The following is a 16,313-nucleotide window of genomic DNA, read 5'->3' as shown; positions in this document are numbered from 1 at the left end:
GAGCGCATGAGCTCCTCGCGTCCCGACCGCCGCCGTCGGCGCGGGGACGGCGGAGCGCTGGAGCGGGCGCTCGACGTCCGCGGCCAGCTGCAGGAGCAGTTCTTCCGGGTCGACCAGCTCCAGCGCGACGTGGGGGAGACGGTGGCCTCCTACGCGGCCCTCCTGCCCGACCGCGCCCGATCGACCGGGGTGGTGCCGTCCTGGCGGCACCTCGACGAGCGGGCCCAGGCCGCGGTGCTGGAGTACCTGGGCATCCTCGACCAGCACGACCCCGTCGAGGACCTCGACCCCTACCAGGTGGCCGCCGCGACGGCGGCCTTCGAGCGCGGCGTCCCCTCGCTGCGGACGCTCGCCGACGACATGGAGCGCTTCACCTCGTCGTACGGCGCGGAGCTCGGGCGCGTCGGCGAGGTGCGGGCGCGGGTCGCGCGGCGGTTGGAGCAGGCCCAGGAGGCGGTGGCCGCCGCCGAGGCCGCGTGGCGGGCCATGACCGCCGACGGCGGCTCCTTCCCCGCGGCCGACGAGGCCGTCGTGCGGGCCCGCGTCGCCGGTCGGAAGCTCGCCGAGGTGGGGGACCGCCTCGGTCCCGACGACGTGGACGAGCCCGCGGCCGTCGTCGAGCGGCTCGCCGCGGAGGCCCGCGAGCTGGCCGTCGAGCTGCCGCGTCGCGCAGCGGCCGTCGGCAACCGCATCCCGTCGCTGGCCACCCGGATCGACGCGGTGGTGACGCGCTCGGAGCGCACCGCGGAGTTCATGTCGGGGCTGCGGCGCGAGTTCTCCTACGAGAGCTGGAAGGACATCGCGGACGCCGAGGGGCGGCTGGAGGCCCACGTCGCGGAGGCACGGAGCGCCCTCGACCGGCTCCGCGCCCTGCACGCGGCCGGCGACCAGCCCGCCGCGCTCGTCGCGCTGGAGGAGGTCGAGGCCGCGGTCGCGGCCGCCTCCGACCTGGTCGACGCACCCCGCCGCCGGCTCGAGCGGCTGCGCGACGTCAAGCGCGATCCGGGGGCGCTGTTCGACCGGGCCCGGTTCGTGCTGCGGGACACCCGGCTGCTGCTGCGCTCGGGCCCGCCGCAGCCGTGGGGCGGCCGTCTCGACGCCTTCGCCCGCGAGCTCATCGCCCTCGAGGCGCTGCTCGAGGCCACGCACCCGGACTACTGGGCGCTGCTGACGAGGATCGACCGCCTGCACGAGGGCGTCGACCGCCTGGTGGCGGACTTCCGGGCGAGCCGAGCGGGCGCGGCCGGCTGAGCCGCGCCGCCCGACGACCCTCAGACGTGGGGCGCGATCGCCGGCAGCAGGTCGCGGAACGTGCGGCCGGTCGCCGTCGCCCCGATGGCGGTCATCGACCAGCCGGCACCGTCGCGGGTCACCTTGGCCATGATCTGGGCCGTGTGGGTGCCCGAGCCGGTCAGGTCGTAGCGCGCCAGCTCCTCGCCGTTCGTCTCGTCCACGAGCCGGCAGAACGCGTTCTCGATCTGGGTGAAGTCCTGCCCGGTGAACGAGTTGACGACGAAGACCATGGTGGTGACCTGCGAGGGCAGCTGCCCGAGCTCCACGACGATGGACTCGTCGTCGCCGTCGCCCGCCCCGGTGCGGTTGTCACCGGTGTGCACGACGGAGCCGTCCTTGCTCCGCAGCTGCTGGAACCAGACCTGGTCGACGTCGGCGCCCCGCGCGTCGTACAGGACCGCGGTGGCGTCGAGGTCGATCTCGGCCTGCTTGGAGCGGAAGAAGCCCTTCTTCGTGACCGCGTCCCACCCGAGACCCATCCGGACGCGCGTCAGGGTGCCCCCTCCGCGCTTCGCCAGCGAGACCGTCTGACCCTTCTGCAACGAGATCGTCATGGCCCCGAGCGTAGAGAGCGCGGCCTGACGCCTCCGATGGACATCCGTGCGTCATCGGGCGTTTCCGCGGCACCCGTATCCTGCCCAGCACGCTGCGGGGAGCGTTTCCTCCTGCGCCCAAGGGAGGGCACGTGCGCCACTTCGACCACCTCGACCCGAGCCAGCGGGAGGGGTTGTTCAGCGTCGAGCCGGAGTCGTTCGACCGCTCGGCCGACCGCGACCTGCTCGCGGTCGCGCTCGGCGCGACGCTCTACACGCCGGCCACCCGTCCCGCGATCGACGTCGACCTGCGCAAGGCGCGCGAGCGGGGCGTGGTCTGCTCCGTGCTCTGCCTCGAGGACGCGATCGCCGACGCGGACGTCGCCTTCGCCGAGAAGAACCTCGTGCACCAGCTGACGGCGTCGATCGAGAGCGGGGCGCCCCGTCCCCTCGTCTTCGTGCGCGTGCGCGAGCCCGAGCAGGTGGAGCGGGTCGTCGACGGCCTCGGCGACCTCGCGCGACACCTCGACGGGTTCGTGGTGCCCAAGTTCACCGCCGCCTCGCGGCCCTACCTCGACGCGGTCACCGCCGCGTCCGCGCGGCTCGACCACCGGCTGTGGGTCATGCCCGTCATCGAGTCGCCCGAGGTGTTCCGCCTCGAGACGCGCCTCGAGGCCCTGCTGGCGGCGCGCGACCTCCTGCAGAGCCACGAGGCGCCGGTCCTCGCCGTCCGGATCGGGGCGACCGACCTGTCCTCGATGCTGGGCCTGCGTCGCCCGGCGGACATCACGGTGTACGACGTCGCGCCCATCGCCTCGGTCATCGGCGACATCGTCAACGTCATGGGCCGCCGCGACGGCACGGGGTTCGTCGTCACCGGCCCCGTGTGGGAGCACTTCGAGAACGGTGAGCGCATGTTCAAGCCCCAGCTCCGCGAGACGCCGTTCACGGCGCCCGCCGAGCAGGTCCTCCGCCGTCGGCTGATCCGACGCGGTCTCGACGGCCTCATCCGCGAGGTCGCGCTCGACCACGCCAACGGGATGCTCGGCAAGACCGTCATCCACCCCACCCACGTGGCCGCGGTGCACGCGCTGAGCGTCGTGACCCGCGAGGACCACACCGACGCGCTCGACATCGTCCGGGCGCAGCGCGGCGGCGGCGTCGCCGCGTCGCAGTACGGCAACAAGATGAACGAGTCCGCCCCCCACCTCGCCTGGGCCGAGGCGACGCTCCTGCGCGCCCGCGCGTTCGGCGTCGCGGCGGAGGACGTCACCTTCGTCGACCTGCTCGAGGCCGGACTGTGCCTGTGAGCGGCTGGAACGGCACCTGGGTCGCGGACCGGCTCGGCATCGAGCTCGAGGACGCGCCGGGCCGGGCGCCGCTGGCGCTCGCCGACCTCGTCGGGCTCGCCCTCCGGGTGAACCCGAAGCGGCCGCACCTGCTCGTGTCGACCGTGCTGGCCAAGCACGTGCCGACCGACCCCCGCCTCGTGCGGGCGGCCGGCCACCTGCTCGGCCTCCGCGTCGCCGAGCACCTCAGTCGCCTCGAGGCGGACGGCAGCGCCGACGTCGCCGCCCGGTTGCGGTCGGCGCTGGCCGTCGGCGCCGAGGAGCCCGCGGCCGACCTCGACGGTCTCGCCACCGCGACGGACGCGGCACTGGCCGCGGTCGAGCCCGGCGACGGGGTCGTGCTCGGCTACGCCGAGACCGCGACCGCGCTGGGCCACCTCGTCGGGCGGGCCCTGCGGCTCCCGTCGGTGCACTCGACCCGGCGCGTCGTGCCCGGCGTGCCCAGCGTGCTGGGCTTCGAGGAGTCGCACTCCCACGCCACGACGCACCTCGTGCTCGCGGAGGACCCCGCGCTCCTGGCGACCCCCGGTCCCGCCGTGCTCGTCGACGACGAGCTGAGCACCGGGCGCACGGCGCTCGCGACGATCCGGGCGCTGCACGCCCACGCGCCACGGGCGGAGTACGTCGTGGCGGCGCTCGTCGACGCCCGTCGCGCGGCCGACCGCGAGCACATCGCGCGGGTCGCCGACGAGCTCGGCGCGCGGATCTCCGTCGTCGCTCTGGCGGAGGGCGAGGTGCGGGTGCCCGAGGCCGCCGTCGCCCCGGAGCCGGAGCCGCAGCCGCAGTCGCAGCCGGAGCACGACGCCGTGGTCGATGCCCGCCCGTCGGGTGCGCTCGTCCCGGGCGCCGACCCGGGCGACGCGTGGCCGGTCGGGGTGCGCACGTCGGGCCGTCACGGCTTCGTCCCCTCCGACGAAGCCCCCCTCGCCGACGCCGCTGCCGCGGTGGCGGCACGCGTCGGGGAGCGCCTCGACTCGGCGGGAGTGGAAGCCGCCGGGGACGTCCTCGTGCTCGGCACCGAGGAGCTGATGTACGCACCGCTCGCCGTGGCCGAGGCGCTGCGCCGGGCCGGACGCGCGACGTACTTCTCCACCACGACCCGCAGCCCCGTCCAGGTGCGGGACGTGCCCGGGTACGCGGTGCGCTCGGGCGTGCGCTTCCTCGCGCACGACCGCGACGCGGACGGGTACGGCGAGGCCGACCGCTTCGCCTACAACGTGGCCGCCCGGGACTGGGCGGCGATCGTCGTCGTGCTCGACCGCCCGACGGCGACCGCCGCGCTCGCCGGCCCCGGCGGGATGCTCGCCGCCCTGGCACCCCACGCGCTGCACGTGCTCCCGGTGGTGCTGCCCGTCGACCCGCCCGGTGCCCGTCCGCTGCGCGGCCCGGAGTTCGGGTCCTACGCCGCCGACGAGGTGGCCTGGCTGCTGCAGGACCTCTCCCACGTGCGCCTCGAGGGCGACCGTGAGGAGCGTGAGCGGCGCATCCAGTCGGGGGAGGCGCACTACGCGGAGTCGCTGCCGACGGAGTACCGGCCGGACGCGGCGTACCGCGAGCTCTACGACGAGCAGGTCGTCGCCGTGGCCGACCGCGTCGCGGCGGCCGTCGTGACGGTGAGCGACCTCGCCCGGCGCGAGCGCGGCCGCGACGACCTCGTGCTCGTGTCGCTGGCGCGGGCGGGCACGCCCATCGGCATCCTGATGCGCCGCTGGGCGGCGCGGCAGGGCTGGGACTGGCCGCACCACGCCGTCTCGATCGTGCGCGACCGGGGCATCGACCTCGTGGCGCTGCGCTGGATCGCGGACCGCTACGACCCGGCCCGCGTGCTCGTCGTGGACGGGTGGACCGGCAAGGGCGCGATCGCCCGCGAGCTCCTCGCGGCGATCGAGGGGGAGGGCGGCGCCAACGACGTGCTGCGCCTCGGCGCGGCGGGATCGGGCGTGGGCGCCGGGTTCTCCGCGGACCTCGCGGTGCTCGCCGACCCGGGCGAGTGCGTGCCGCTGCACGGCACCCGCGACGACTTCCTCATCCCGTCGGCCTGCCTCAACAGCACCGTGTCGGGTCTCGTCTCCCGCACGGTGCTCAACGACGAGCTGATCGGCCCGCACCAGCTGCACGGCGCCAAGTTCTACGCCGAGCTGGCCGACGAGGACGTCTCCGCGGCGTACCTGGACGCCGTCAGCGCCCGCTTCGACGACGTCGAGGAGGCGGCGGTCGCCGACGCCGAGCGGCTCCGGAGCACGGACCGCACCCCGACGTGGTCGGGCTGGGCGTCCGCCGAGAAGCTGCAGGTCGAGCTCGGGCTCCCCAGCGTCAACCTGGTGAAGCCGGGTGTGGGCGAGACGACCCGCGTGCTGCTCCGTCGCGTGCCGTGGCGGGTGGTGGTGGCGCCCGGTCGTGAGCAGGACCTCCGCCACGTGCGGCTGCTGGCGGCCGACCGCGGCGTACCGGTGGTGGAGGACCCGTCGTTGCCCTACAGCTGTGTGGGGATCATCCGGCCGACCGAGCAGGACGGCTCGTGAGCGCCCCGCTGCTCGTGGCGTCCGACCTCGACCGGACGCTCATCTACTCGGCCGCCGCGATGCGGCTGGGCCGCGCGGTGACCGACCCGGTCTGCGTCGAGATCTACGCGGACGCGCCCACGAGCTTCATCGACCCTGCCGCGCTCGCGGCGCTCGCCGAGCTCGCTGCCGCCGTGCCGTTCGTGCCCGTGACGACGCGGACGCAGGAGCAGTACGGCCGGATCGTGCTGCCCGGGGTGCGGGTGGAGCACGCCGTCACCACCAACGGCGCCGTCGTGCTCGTCGACGGCCGTCCCTGCGGCGACTGGGACGCCGAGGTGCGCCGACGCTGCGCGGACGGCGCGTCGTTCGCCGAGGCGCTGCGCGGGCTCGCGCCGGTCTGGGACCAGCCGTGGGTGCGGAAGGTGCGCGACGCGGAGGAGCGCTTCTGCTACGCCGTGGTCGAGCCGGCGGAGACGCCGGCGGAGTGGTACGACGAGGTGCACGGCGCCGCCCGCGACCTCGGGTGGGTGGTGTCGGTGCAGGGCCGCAAGGTCTACGTCATCCCGCCGGGCCTCACGAAGGAGGCGGCCGTCGCGGAGGTCGCCCGACGGGTCGGCGCCGGCGCCGTCGCCGCGGCGGGGGACTCGTGGCTCGACGCCGGGATGCTGGCCGCGGCCGACCATGCCGTGCGGCCGGCGCACGGCGAGCTCGACGACCAGGGCTGGACCACCCCGGACCTCGTCGTGACCGCCTCCGCCGGCGGTCGCGCCGCGGCGGAGATCGTGGCGACCTTCGACGGGTGGGCGCGTGCGCGCACCCACGGCGGTTCGGCGTGGACTACCGTGTCGTCCGACACCGCCCCCTGAGCCGCGTCGAGGCAGTCCCACCTGCCCCGAGCCGGTTCGTCGGGGCTCCGGCGCTCAGAGGGGACTGGTCACGTTGACGGCTGGACCAGGTGGTCCGACCCTGCGGCTCGGGGTCGGGGGTGAGTTCCGCTCCTTCGCTCCCGGGACCGTCGTGACGATCGGGCGGGACCAGGCGTCCAGCCTCGTGCTCGCGCACGGCGACATCTCGCGCCACCACTGCGAGCTCCACCACGACGGTGCCTCGTGGTGGTTGACGGACCTCGGCAGCACCAACGGCACGCTCGTCGACGGGCAGCGCATCGCGTCCATCCCGTTGGCGCCCGGCGAGCCGCTCCACGTCATGGTGGGCGGCAACCGCGGCGTGGCGGTGCAGGTGCAGGTGGCGACGGCCCCGGGTGCCGCGCCCCGGCCGGGGCCCGCCGGGCCGCCGCCGATGACGGCGCCCGTGGCGCCCGGCGGGCGTCCGACCGGGCCGAAGGGACCGCCGTCCGGTCCGCGGTCCGGGCCGCCTGCGGGGCCGCCCACCGGACCCCCGGTCACGCAGCGGCCGGGTGGTCCCGCCGGGCCCCCGCGCCCGGGTCCGCCCCCGCCGCCCCCCGCCGACCGCACGATGGCCGCCAACGCGCCCGCCCCCGGCGGGGGACGCGCCGCGGCCCGCACGGCGCCCGGCCAGCTCGCCCACGGCCAGCCCCTGCTCCCGCGCGGTCCCCGGCACGGGCAGCCGCTGGTCATCGGCCGCAACCACGCCTGCGACATCGTCATCGACGACCCGCTGGTCTCGCGCCGCCACGTCCAGGTGGAGGTGGCCCCGGCCGGGGTCGTGCTCCGCGACCTCGGGGCCTTCAACGGCACGTTCGTCAACGGTCGGCGCCTCGAGGGCGGCGTGCTGCTCCATCCCGGCGACGAGGTCATCCTCGGCAACCAGACCTTCACGTTCACGGGCGACAACCTGCTGGCCCGCAACTCGACCTCCGACCGCACGCTCGTCGTCGAGAACCTCACGACGGTGGTCAAGGGCGGCCGACGCCTCCTCGACAACGTCTCGATCGAGCTCGGTCCCGCGTCGCTGACCGCGGTCATCGGGCCCTCGGGCTCGGGCAAGTCGACGACGCTCGGGGCCCTGACGGGCACCCGCCCCGCGACGTACGGCAACGTCATCTGGCAGGGCCACGACCTCTACACCCACTACGACCAGCTGCGCCACCAGATCGGGCTCGTCCCGCAGCAGGACATCCAGCACCCGCAGCTGACGGTGCGGCAGGGCCTCGGGTACGCGGCACGGCTGCGGCTGCCGCCCGACACGACCAAGGAGGAGCGGGCCCAGCGGGTCGACCACGTGGTGGCGCAGATGCAGCTGCAGCGGCAGGTCGACAACCGGATCGGCACCCAGCTCTCCGGCGGGCAGAAGAAGCGCGTCTCCATCGCGACCGAGCTGCTGACCGCGCCTCCGCTGCTCTTCCTCGACGAGCCCACCTCGGGCCTCGACCCGGGCCTGGACCGCGACGTCATGCACCTGCTGCGCGGCCTCGCCGACGAGGGTCGCGTCGTCGTCGTGGTGACGCACTCGGTGCTCGCGCTCGACGTCTGCGACAACGTGCTCGTGCTCGCGCCCGGCGGTCGGGTGGCCTACTTCGGCCCGCCGAGCGGGGTGCTGCCGCACTTCGGCTGCGCGGACTACCCGCAGGTGTTCGACCTCCTCGACGAGCCCGACCTGTGGCGCCGGATCCCGCCGCCGCCCGGCGGACGGGCCGGGACGGGGGCGATGCCGGCGCTTGCCAACGCGCCGCTGCCGGCCCCGCCGCGGCAGTCGTTCGCGCGCCAGTTCGCGACCCTCGTGAAGCGGACGCTCTCGGTCATCGCCTCCGACAAGATGCTGCTCGCGATGCTGCTGCTCACGCCGCCGATCATCGGCGCACTGAGCCGGCTCGCGGTGGGGGACGCCGGCTTCGGCCTCGACGCCACGGCGGACGCCGACCGCGGGGTCTACGTGCCGGCCGAGGTGACGCAACGCCTGACGGTGCTCATCGTGGCGGCGGCGCTCATCGGGGCGGTGATGACCATCTGGGCGCTGGTCAACGAGAAGGCGGTCTTCCAACGGGAGTACGCCGTCGGGCTCTCGCCCGGCACGTACCTCCTCAGCAAGGTGAGCGTCTACGGCGTGCTCTGCTTCGGGCAGGGCGTCATCACCGCGTTCGTCGGCACGGTGGGGCTCCCCGGCCCCGACGGCGGCGGTGTGGTCGGCCTGGGGTGGTTCGAGATCGCCATCGCCGTCGGCATGACGTGCGCCTCGGTGGCCATCCTCGGTCTCGCCATCTCCGGACTGCTGTCGAGCTCCGAGCAGGGCATGCCCGCCGTGATCGGCGTCGTCATGACGCAGCTGGTGTTCTCCGGGGCGATCATCGCGGTCAACGGTCGCGCCGTCCTCGAGCAGCTGTCGTGGCTCGCGCCCGCCCGGTGGGGGTACGCCGCGGCGGCCTCCACCGTCGACCTCAACCGCGCCAAGGAGACGACCGAGGGCACCCTGCTCGACGGTGAGTCGCGTGACGCGCTCTGGGCCGGCGACGTCGACCAGTGGGTGCTCGACCTGTTCGTCCTGGGCGGCCTCACCGCCGTCTTCGTCCTCCTCGGCTACCTGAGCGTGCGCCGCAGCGCGAAGGCGGGCGGCTGAGGACCTGACCGTCCGGCGTTCTCGGGAACGTCGGAGACGACTCGTGCGTTGATGAAGGCACGAGCCCCTATGAAGGAGTGACTCCCCATGCAGAGCAACAACCCGGTGTTCAGGCGTTCGGCCGAGTTCAACGGGTCGGCCGCCAACGCCCACGGACAGCAGACCTACGCCGGCGGTGCCGGCTACGGCTACGGCCAGGGGCAGTACGGCAACGGTGACCCGTCGACGTGGGACATGTCCCGCGCCACGGGCCCTGGTTCGACGCCCACGCGCCGCATGACCATCGACTCGGTCGTGCAGAGCGCCGCGATCACGCTCGGCGTGGTCATCCTCAGCGCCCTCGCGACCTGGATCGTGATCGGGGACGTGGCGACCAACGTCGGCGCCTCCCGCGCGATGATGCTCGCCTTCGTCGGCGGCATCGCGGCGTTCGGCCTGTCGCTGGTCAACTCGTTCAAGCGCACGGTCAGCCCCGCGCTGGTCCTCGTCTTCGCGGTCGCCGAGGGCGTCGCGATGGGTGCGATCAGCAAGGTGTTCGACAGCTTCGCGGGTGGCGGCGTCGTCACCGGCGCCGTGATCGGCACGTTCGCAGCCTTCGCCGGCACGCTGGCGGCCTACAAGGTGCTGAACATCCAGGTCGGCGACAAGTTCCGCAAGTTCGTCGTCGCGGCCATGTTCGGCATGCTCGGCCTCGGCCTGATGGAGCTGCTGCTCTCCGCCTTCGGCGCGCAGCTCGGCCTCTTCGGCTTCGGTGGCCTCGGCATCCTGTTCGCCGTCGCCGGCCTCGTGCTCGGTGTCTTCATGCTGATCCTCGACTTCGACTACGTCGAGCAGGGCATCCGCTTCGGCATCGACGAGCGCGAGTCGTGGCGTGCGGCGTTCGCCATGACGGTGAGCCTGGTCTGGATCTACACCAACCTGCTCCGCCTCCTGGCGATCTTCAGCCAGGACTGACCCACCCGCAGCACCACGACGGCGTCGACCCCGCGGGGTCGGCGCCGTCGTCGCGTGCGGGGGCGGTTCGCTCGTCGTGCCCCGGGGACGTCATGCGGTCCGGCGCCCGGGGCGACCGTTACGCATGACGTCCGGCGGGTGGTGCAGCGGGGGCGCCGGAACTGTGCGGCTGGTGCGGCCCGGATCGCGCGGGACCTTCCCCAGCCGAACATCGGGGGACCGCGGCCCCGGGGCCGTCGGCCCAGCTCCGGGCTGGGGTACGGCGCTGGTGGACCGCCGCCGTACCCGCGACGTCATGCGGTCCGGCGCCCCGGGCGACCGCGGCGCATGACGTCCGGCGGGCGGCGCGCTCCGCTCGGGGGAAAGAACGCGCGGACTCCGAGGCCACGACACGCCGAGGCCGGGCCCGTCGGGTCCGCGTTTTCCTCTCACCGGCTCGAGAGCCGGCCGGACAGCCGGCCGGACAGCCGGCCGGAGGCGAGCCGACCACCCCGAGCGCTAGGCGCCGGCCGCCTGCCCGTCCACCGGCACGGGGTCGTGCTCGCGCTCGTCGGGCCCGTCGGACGGGCCGTCGGCCCGGCGGCGGCGGTGGCGCAGCTCGACCCAGCGCCCGCGGGTGCCACGGCGGTTGCCCGCGACCTCCGTGCCGCCCAGCTCGGTGCCGGGCGTGCGGACGGCCTCGATCGCGGCCTGCGCGATCGGCAGCACGCGCTCGCCGCGGAAGGCCTCGGGCAGGCGCTCGTCGTCGGGCTCCTGGCCGAGGCTGGCGAGCAGCGAGGGCAGCATGAGCGCCGCCATCTGCTGGTAGCCGTCGGCCGACGGGTGGAACTGGTCCGGGCCGAACAGGAGCGCCGGGGCCGAGGCGAACTCCGGACCGAGCACGGAGCCCAGCGACACGGAGCGACCCTCCTCCTCGACGGTGGCGACCGTCTGGGCGGCTGCGAGGCGGCGCGACCAGGACCGGGCGATCTGCTTGAGCGGCGGGGGGATCGGCTTGATGGTGCCGAGGTCGGGGCAGGTGCCGACGACCACCTCGCAGCCGGCGGCCCGGAACCGGCGCACGGCCTCGGCGAGGTGCTGCACGGAGTCGGACGGCTTGACCGTGTGGGTCACGTCGTTGCCGCCGATGACGATGATCGCGACGTCCGGCTCGATGGGCAGGGCGCGGTCCACCTGGGGCGCGAGCCCGCTCGACTGCGCGCCGACGACGGCGAGCTTGCGCAGGTAGACCCGGCGGTCGGCGTGGTGGGCCAGGCCCGAGGCCAGCAGGGCGCCGGGGGTCTGCTCGACCCGCTCCACGCCGTACCCGGCCGCGAGCGAGTCGCCCAGCAGCACCACCTTGAAGGCGGGGCCGGGGCGTCCGCGGCCGTACCAACCGGTCGCGTCGGGAGGGGGATCCTGCCGCGGCTCCCCGATGGTCTTGCGCGCGATCGTCGCCTCGGCGCGCAGGAGTCCGTAGAGTCCCGCGCCCACCACGGAGAGCCCACCGCCCCCGTAGGCAGCGGCGGCCGCGAGCTTCCTGGCTGCTGCTGCTTTCCCCACCCCGCCACTCTACGGACCCGGCGACAGTAGATTGCACCCATGGAGTTCGTGACCTCTGTCCTCGATCTCGTGGGCGACACCCCGTTGGTGCAGCTCTCCCGAGTGCTCGACCGCCCGCCGGCGGTCCCGGGCGAGGGCCCGGTGGTGCTCGCGAAGGTCGAGTACCTCAACCCCGGCGGGTCCGTGAAGGACCGCATCGCGACCCGGATGATCGACGCCGCGGAGGCGTCGGGGGAGCTGCAGCCCGGCGGCACCATCGTGGAGCCGACGTCCGGCAACACCGGCGTCGGGCTGGCGATGGTCGCCCAGCAGCGCGGCTACAAGTGCGTCTTCGTCTGCCCCGACAAGGTGAGCGAGGACAAGCGGAACGTGCTGCGGGCGTACGGCGCGGAGGTCGTCGTCTGCCCCACCGCGGTCGCGCCGGAACACCCGGACTCCTACTACAACGTGTCCGACCGCCTCTCCTCCCAGCCGGGCGCCTGGAAGCCGAACCAGTACGCCAACCAGCACAACCCGCGCTCGCACTACGAGACCACCGGCCCCGAGATCTGGCGGCAGACCGAGGGGCGGATCACCCACTTCGTGACCGGCATGGGCACGGGCGGCACGATCAGCGGCGTCGGCCGCTACCTCAAGGAGCGCTCCGCCGAACGTGGGGGCCGGGACGTCCAGGTCATCGGCGCCGACCCGGCCGGCTCGGTCTACTCGGGGGGCACGGGACGGCCGTACCTGGTCGAGGGCGTGGGCGAGGACTTCTGGCCCGAGACCTACGACCGCTCCGTCGCCGACCGCGTCATCGAGGTCTCCGACGCCGACTCGTTCGCCTTCACCCGTCGCATGGCCCGCGAGGAGGCGCTGCTCGTCGGCGGCTCCAGCGGCATGGCCGCCTTCGCGGCCGCCCAGGTGGCCGCCGAGCTGGAGGGGACGCCGGAGGGGCGCGACGCCATCATCGTCGTGCTGCTACCGGACTCGGGTCGTGGGTACCTCACGAAGGTGTTCAACGACGAGTGGCTCGGCCAGTACGGCTTCCTCGCCCCCAGCTCCGACCGCACCGTGGGGGACGTGCTGCGCGGCAAGAGCGGACAGCTGCCCGACCTGGTGCACACGCACCCCAGCGAGACGATCGCCGAGGCGGTCCACATCCTGCAGGAGTACGGCGTGAGCCAGATGCCCGTCGTGCGCGCCGAGCCGCCCGTGGTGGCGGCCGAGGTGGCCGGCTCGGTCTCCGAGCGCGATCTGCTCGACGCCCTCTTCACGGGTCGTGCGCGCCTCACCGACCGCGTGGAGGACCACATGTCGCCGGCCCTCCCCACGATCGGCTCCTCGGCCGCGGCGAGCGACGCCGTGACCCTGCTCGAGGGTGCGGACGCCCTGCTCGTGCACGAGGACGGCAAGCCCGTCGGTGTCGTCACGCGGCAGGACCTCCTGGCCCAGCTGGCGGGTGCCTGATGCGCGGCCCGCTGCGGCTCGCGCTCGTCAACGACTACGAGGTCGTGGTCGCCGGGCTGACGCGCATGCTCGCGCCGTACGCCGCGCAGGTGCGCGTCGTCGAGATCGCCGCCAACATCCCGGTGAGCGACCACGCCGACCTCGTCCTGTTCGACACCTTCGCGCAGTCGATGGACAACGTGAAGGTCGAGGACGTGGCCCCGGCCGGCGTCCCGGTGGTGGCCTACACGTGGGAGAGCGAGGCCGACGTCTGGCAGCGCGCGCTCGACTGGGGCGCCGTGGCGTGCCTGTCGAAGACGCTGTCCGCCGCGCGGCTCGTGGCGGCCCTCGAGGCGATCCACCGCGGTGACGCCCCGGATCCCGGGCACGCGGCGCCGGCGGCGGTCGACAGCGTGCGGTCGGGAGAGGCGGTGCGCGACTGGCCCGGTCGTGCCGAGGGCCTCACCGAGCGGGAGTCGGAGGTGATGGCCCTGCTCGCGGTCGGCCACAGCAACCAGGAGATCGCCGAGCTGCTCCACGTGAGCATCAACTCGGTGAAGACCTACCTCCGCCACGCCTACCGCAAGGCGGACGTCAACCGTCGCAGCCAGGCGGTGCTCTGGGCGCTCGACAAGGGCTTCTCGCCCGACGTGCTGCACCGCCGCGTGCGCGGCCGGTGATCGATCTCGGCGTCTCCGGTCAGGTCCTCGCCCTGCTGGTCGTCGCCGGGTTCGCGGCCGGCTACGTCGACGCGGTGGTCGGTGGCGGCGGGCTCGTGCAGCTGCCGAGCCTGCTGCTGGCGCTGCCCGGCGCCACGCCCGTGCAGGTGCTGGCGACCAACAAGCTGGCGTCCGCGCTCGGGGTCACGGTCAGCGCGACGACGTACTTCCGGCGGGTGCGGCCCGACCCGGCGACGTTCGGGCCGCTCATGCTCATGGCGTTCCTGGGGTCGATGGGGGGCGCGGCCGTCGCGTCCTTCATCCCGCGCGAGGCCTTCCAGCCGATCATCCTGGTGGTGCTCGTCGGCGTGGGTGCCTACGTGCTCCTCCGCCCGGACCTGGGCGCGGAGACGCGGCTGCGGTGGGAGCGTCGCGGCCACCTCGTCGCGGCCGTCCTCGTGGGCCTGCTGGTGGGCTTCTACGACGGCGCGCTCGGCCCCGGCACGGGCTCGTTCTTCGTGCTGGCCCTCGTCGGTCTCGTGGGCTACGACTTCCTCACCGCCTCGGCGAACGCCCGTCTCGCGAACTGGGCGACCAACATCGCGGCGCTCGTCGTCTTCATCCCGCAGGGCGCGGTGCTGTGGGGCGTCGGGCTGGCCGTCGGTGCGGCCAACATCGTCGGGAGCTACCTCGGCGCGCGCACCGCGGTGAGCAGGGGCGCCGGCTTCGTGCGCGTCTTCTTCGTCGTCATCGTCAGCGGCTTCGTCGTGCGCATCGGCGGCGAGGTCCTGGGGTTCTGGGGATGAGCGCTGGCGCGGTGTCCTAGGGTCGCGGCGTGAGCATCGTGGGGGGTATCGACCGCTTCCAGCGGCGTTTCCCGCCCGTCTCCATGCCCCTGGCGACGATCTACAAGTACGGCGACGACCAGGGCGCCTACCTGGCCGCGATCATCTCGTTCTACGCCTTCATCGGCATCTTCCCGCTGCTGCTCCTGGCGACCTCGATCCTCGGCTTCGTGCTGCAGGACCAGCCCGACCTGCGGGCCGAGGTGCTGAACTCGGCGCTCAGCAACTTCCCGATCGTGGGCGACCAGCTCGGCCGCCCGGAGGGCATCCAGGGCTCGGTGTCGGCCATCGTGGTCGGCTCGATCGCCGCGCTCTACGGCTCGATGGGCCTCGGCCTCGCGCTGCAGAACGCGATGAACATCGCCTGGGCCGTGCCGCGCAACAGCCGCCCCAACCCGTTCCTGCTCCGCTTCAAGAGCCTGGTGCTGCTGGCCGCCGGCGGCATCTCGGTGCTCGCCGTGACGGCCGTGTCCGTCATCGGCAACAACACCGAGGTGTTCGGCGCCCTCGGGCTGGTCGGCCGCCTGCTCATCAGCCTGGCCACCATCCTCGCCACCGGGCTCGTGCTCAGCGTGCTCTTCCGGCTCTCCGCGGCACGGAGCCACAGCCTCCTCGCCGCCCTGCCCGGTGGGCTGTTCGCCGCGGCGACGTGGCACGGGCTGCAGTACGCCGGCGCTGCCTACGTGACCCACGTGCTGGGTCGCACCTCGCAGATGAACCAGACCTTCGGGTTGGTGCTCGGGCTGATGGGCCTCATCTACGTGGCCTCGATCGTCGTGGTGCTCGCGATCGAGGTCAACGTCGTGCTGGCCCGCCGGCTCTACCCCCGCGCGCTGCTCACCCCGTTCACCGACGACGTCGACCTGACCGACGCCGACAAGCGGGCCTACACGGCCTACGCGCGGGCACAGCGCCACAAGGGGTTCGAGGAGGTCACCGTCGTCTTCAAGCCGGTCGAGCGCGACGACGCGGACACCGTCGCGATGACGACCCTGCGCGCCGAGGAGCTGCCGGGGGAGACGGGGGAGCGGTGACCCGGTACCTCGTGCCGGCCGCCGACGGCGCGGCCGAGATCGAGGTGCGGCGCTCGCGGTTCCTCGCGACCGTGCGTCGCGTCGAGGACGAGACCGCGGCGCGCGCCGTGGTCGAGGAGCTGCGCCGCCGCCACTGGGACGCGCGGCACCACTGCTCCGCCTTCGCGCTCGGCCCGTGGGGCGGCCCGGGCGCCGTGCAGCGCTCCAGCGACGACGGCGAGCCGTCGGGCACCGCCGGCGCCCCGATGCTCGAGGTGCTCCGCGGTCGCGAGGTGGCGGACGTCGTGGTCGTCGTGACGCGCTGGTTCGGCGGCGTCCTGCTGGGGGCCGGCGGTCTGGTCCGCGCCTACGGCGACGCGACCCGGGCGGGGCTCGACGCCGTCGGCCTGCGCCCACGGGCGCGGGTGGCGGAGGTGGCCGTCGACGTGGACCACGCCGACGCCGGCCGCGTCGAGAGCGAGCTGCGCGCACGGGGCGTCGGGGTGCGCGGCGCCGAGTACGGCGCGGAGGTGACGCTGCGCCTCGCCGTACCGCCCGCGGAGGTCGCCGGGCTCACGGCGACCGTCGCGGCGTTGACGGGTGGTGCGGCGCGGCCCGTCGTCGTCGGCGAGGCCTGGGTCGACGCCTGAGCAGGAGGT

At 74.3% G+C, this 16,313-nt stretch carries 13 protein-coding genes; 11 read left to right on the top strand and 2 right to left on the bottom strand.

What is annotated here, in order from left to right:
* The first annotated feature begins 6 nt into the window (after window positions 1–6).
* Window positions 7–1,251, top strand: coding sequence for a hypothetical protein (locus PIR53_09410; protein WZH54190.1), 1,245 nt, complete (start codon window positions 7–9; stop codon window positions 1,249–1,251).
* A 20-nt stretch (window positions 1,252–1,271) separates the two neighbouring features.
* Here PIR53_09410 and PIR53_09405 read toward each other — a convergent pair whose 3' ends face one another.
* Window positions 1,272–1,847 carry a tellurium resistance TerZ family protein gene (locus PIR53_09405; protein WZH54189.1) on the bottom strand — a complete coding sequence of 192 codons (576 nt, stop codon included), beginning with the start codon at window positions 1,845–1,847 and terminating at the stop codon, window positions 1,272–1,274.
* Window positions 1,848–1,978: 131 nt separating this feature from the next.
* Here PIR53_09405 and PIR53_09400 point away from each other — a divergent pair, with 131 nt between their 5' ends.
* The 5 genes from PIR53_09400 (at window position 1,979) to PIR53_09380 (ending at window position 10,167) form a co-directional block, all read left to right on the top strand.
* Window positions 1,979–3,136 carry an HpcH/HpaI aldolase/citrate lyase family protein gene (locus PIR53_09400; GenBank protein WZH54188.1) on the top strand — a complete coding sequence of 386 codons (1,158 nt, stop codon included), beginning with the start codon at window positions 1,979–1,981 and terminating at the stop codon, window positions 3,134–3,136.
* The gene (locus tag PIR53_09395; GenBank protein ID WZH54187.1) at window positions 3,133–5,697 is read left to right on the top strand and encodes a phosphoribosyltransferase; all 2,565 of its coding nucleotides are present in this window, start codon (window positions 3,133–3,135) and stop codon (window positions 5,695–5,697) included. Before PIR53_09400 ends, PIR53_09395 begins: the two co-directional genes overlap by 4 nt.
* A complete protein-coding gene (locus tag PIR53_09390) occupies window positions 5,694–6,545 on the top strand; it encodes an HAD family hydrolase (protein ID WZH54186.1) in 852 nt (283 codons plus the stop codon). Before PIR53_09395 ends, PIR53_09390 begins: the two co-directional genes overlap by 4 nt.
* 151 nt (window positions 6,546–6,696) lie before the next feature.
* Window positions 6,697–9,213, top strand: a complete 2,517-nt coding sequence (locus tag PIR53_09385; GenBank protein ID WZH54185.1) for an FHA domain-containing protein — start codon at window positions 6,697–6,699, stop codon at window positions 9,211–9,213.
* An 87-nt stretch (window positions 9,214–9,300) separates the two neighbouring features.
* A complete protein-coding gene (locus PIR53_09380) occupies window positions 9,301–10,167 on the top strand; it encodes a Bax inhibitor-1/YccA family protein (protein WZH54184.1) in 867 nt (288 codons plus the stop codon).
* A gap of 498 nt (window positions 10,168–10,665) precedes the next feature.
* On the opposite strand, the gene PIR53_09375 is transcribed toward PIR53_09380, so the two are convergent.
* Complete coding sequence (locus tag PIR53_09375; GenBank protein ID WZH54183.1) at window positions 10,666–11,709, bottom strand: SGNH/GDSL hydrolase family protein; 1,044 nt, start codon at window positions 11,707–11,709, stop codon at window positions 10,666–10,668.
* Window positions 11,710–11,748: 39 nt separating this feature from the next.
* Here PIR53_09375 and PIR53_09370 point away from each other — a divergent pair, with 39 nt between their 5' ends.
* From PIR53_09370 to PIR53_09350, 5 genes are read left to right on the top strand one after another with little or no spacing between them, the layout of a single operon-like run.
* Window positions 11,749–13,158: a cystathionine beta-synthase gene (locus PIR53_09370; GenBank protein ID WZH54182.1), complete on the top strand. Its 1,410-nt coding sequence runs from the start codon at window positions 11,749–11,751 to the stop codon at window positions 13,156–13,158.
* Entirely contained in the window at window positions 13,158–13,817 is a 660-nt protein-coding gene (locus tag PIR53_09365; GenBank protein ID WZH54181.1) for a response regulator transcription factor, read from the top strand. Before PIR53_09370 ends, PIR53_09365 begins: the two co-directional genes overlap by 1 nt.
* Window positions 13,814–14,602 (top strand): TSUP family transporter, encoded by a 789-nt coding sequence (locus PIR53_09360; protein WZH54180.1) that lies wholly within the window; start codon window positions 13,814–13,816, stop codon window positions 14,600–14,602. Before PIR53_09365 ends, PIR53_09360 begins: the two co-directional genes overlap by 4 nt.
* 29 nt (window positions 14,603–14,631) lie before the next feature.
* Window positions 14,632–15,675, top strand: coding sequence for a YihY/virulence factor BrkB family protein (locus tag PIR53_09355; GenBank protein WZH54179.1), 1,044 nt, complete (start codon window positions 14,632–14,634; stop codon window positions 15,673–15,675).
* A complete protein-coding gene (locus PIR53_09350) occupies window positions 15,672–16,304 on the top strand; it encodes an IMPACT family protein (GenBank protein ID WZH54178.1) in 633 nt (210 codons plus the stop codon). Before PIR53_09355 ends, PIR53_09350 begins: the two co-directional genes overlap by 4 nt.
* Window positions 16,305–16,313 lie beyond the last annotated feature (9 nt).

The organism is Nocardioides alkalitolerans (assembly GCA_038184435.1).
GTDB classification, from domain to species: Bacteria; Actinomycetota; Actinomycetes; order Propionibacteriales; family Nocardioidaceae; genus Nocardioides; species Nocardioides alkalitolerans_A.
Note: the sequence above shows the minus strand (reverse complement) of the source record. Positions and strands in the feature narration are given on the sequence as shown.

Excerpts from the sequence above, each read along its gene's own strand:
- PIR53_09365 (WZH54181.1), top strand. The coding sequence starts at position 13,158 with ATGCGCGGCCCGCTGCGGCTCGCGCTCGTCAACGACTACGAGGTCGTG.
- PIR53_09405 (WZH54189.1), bottom strand. The coding sequence starts at position 1,847 with ATGACGATCTCGTTGCAGAAGGGTCAGACGGTCTCGCTGGCGAAGCGC.
- PIR53_09410 (WZH54190.1), top strand. The coding sequence starts at position 7 with ATGAGCTCCTCGCGTCCCGACCGCCGCCGTCGGCGCGGGGACGGCGGA.
- PIR53_09370 (WZH54182.1), top strand. The coding sequence starts at position 11,749 with ATGGAGTTCGTGACCTCTGTCCTCGATCTCGTGGGCGACACCCCGTTG.
- PIR53_09380 (WZH54184.1), top strand. The coding sequence starts at position 9,301 with ATGCAGAGCAACAACCCGGTGTTCAGGCGTTCGGCCGAGTTCAACGGG.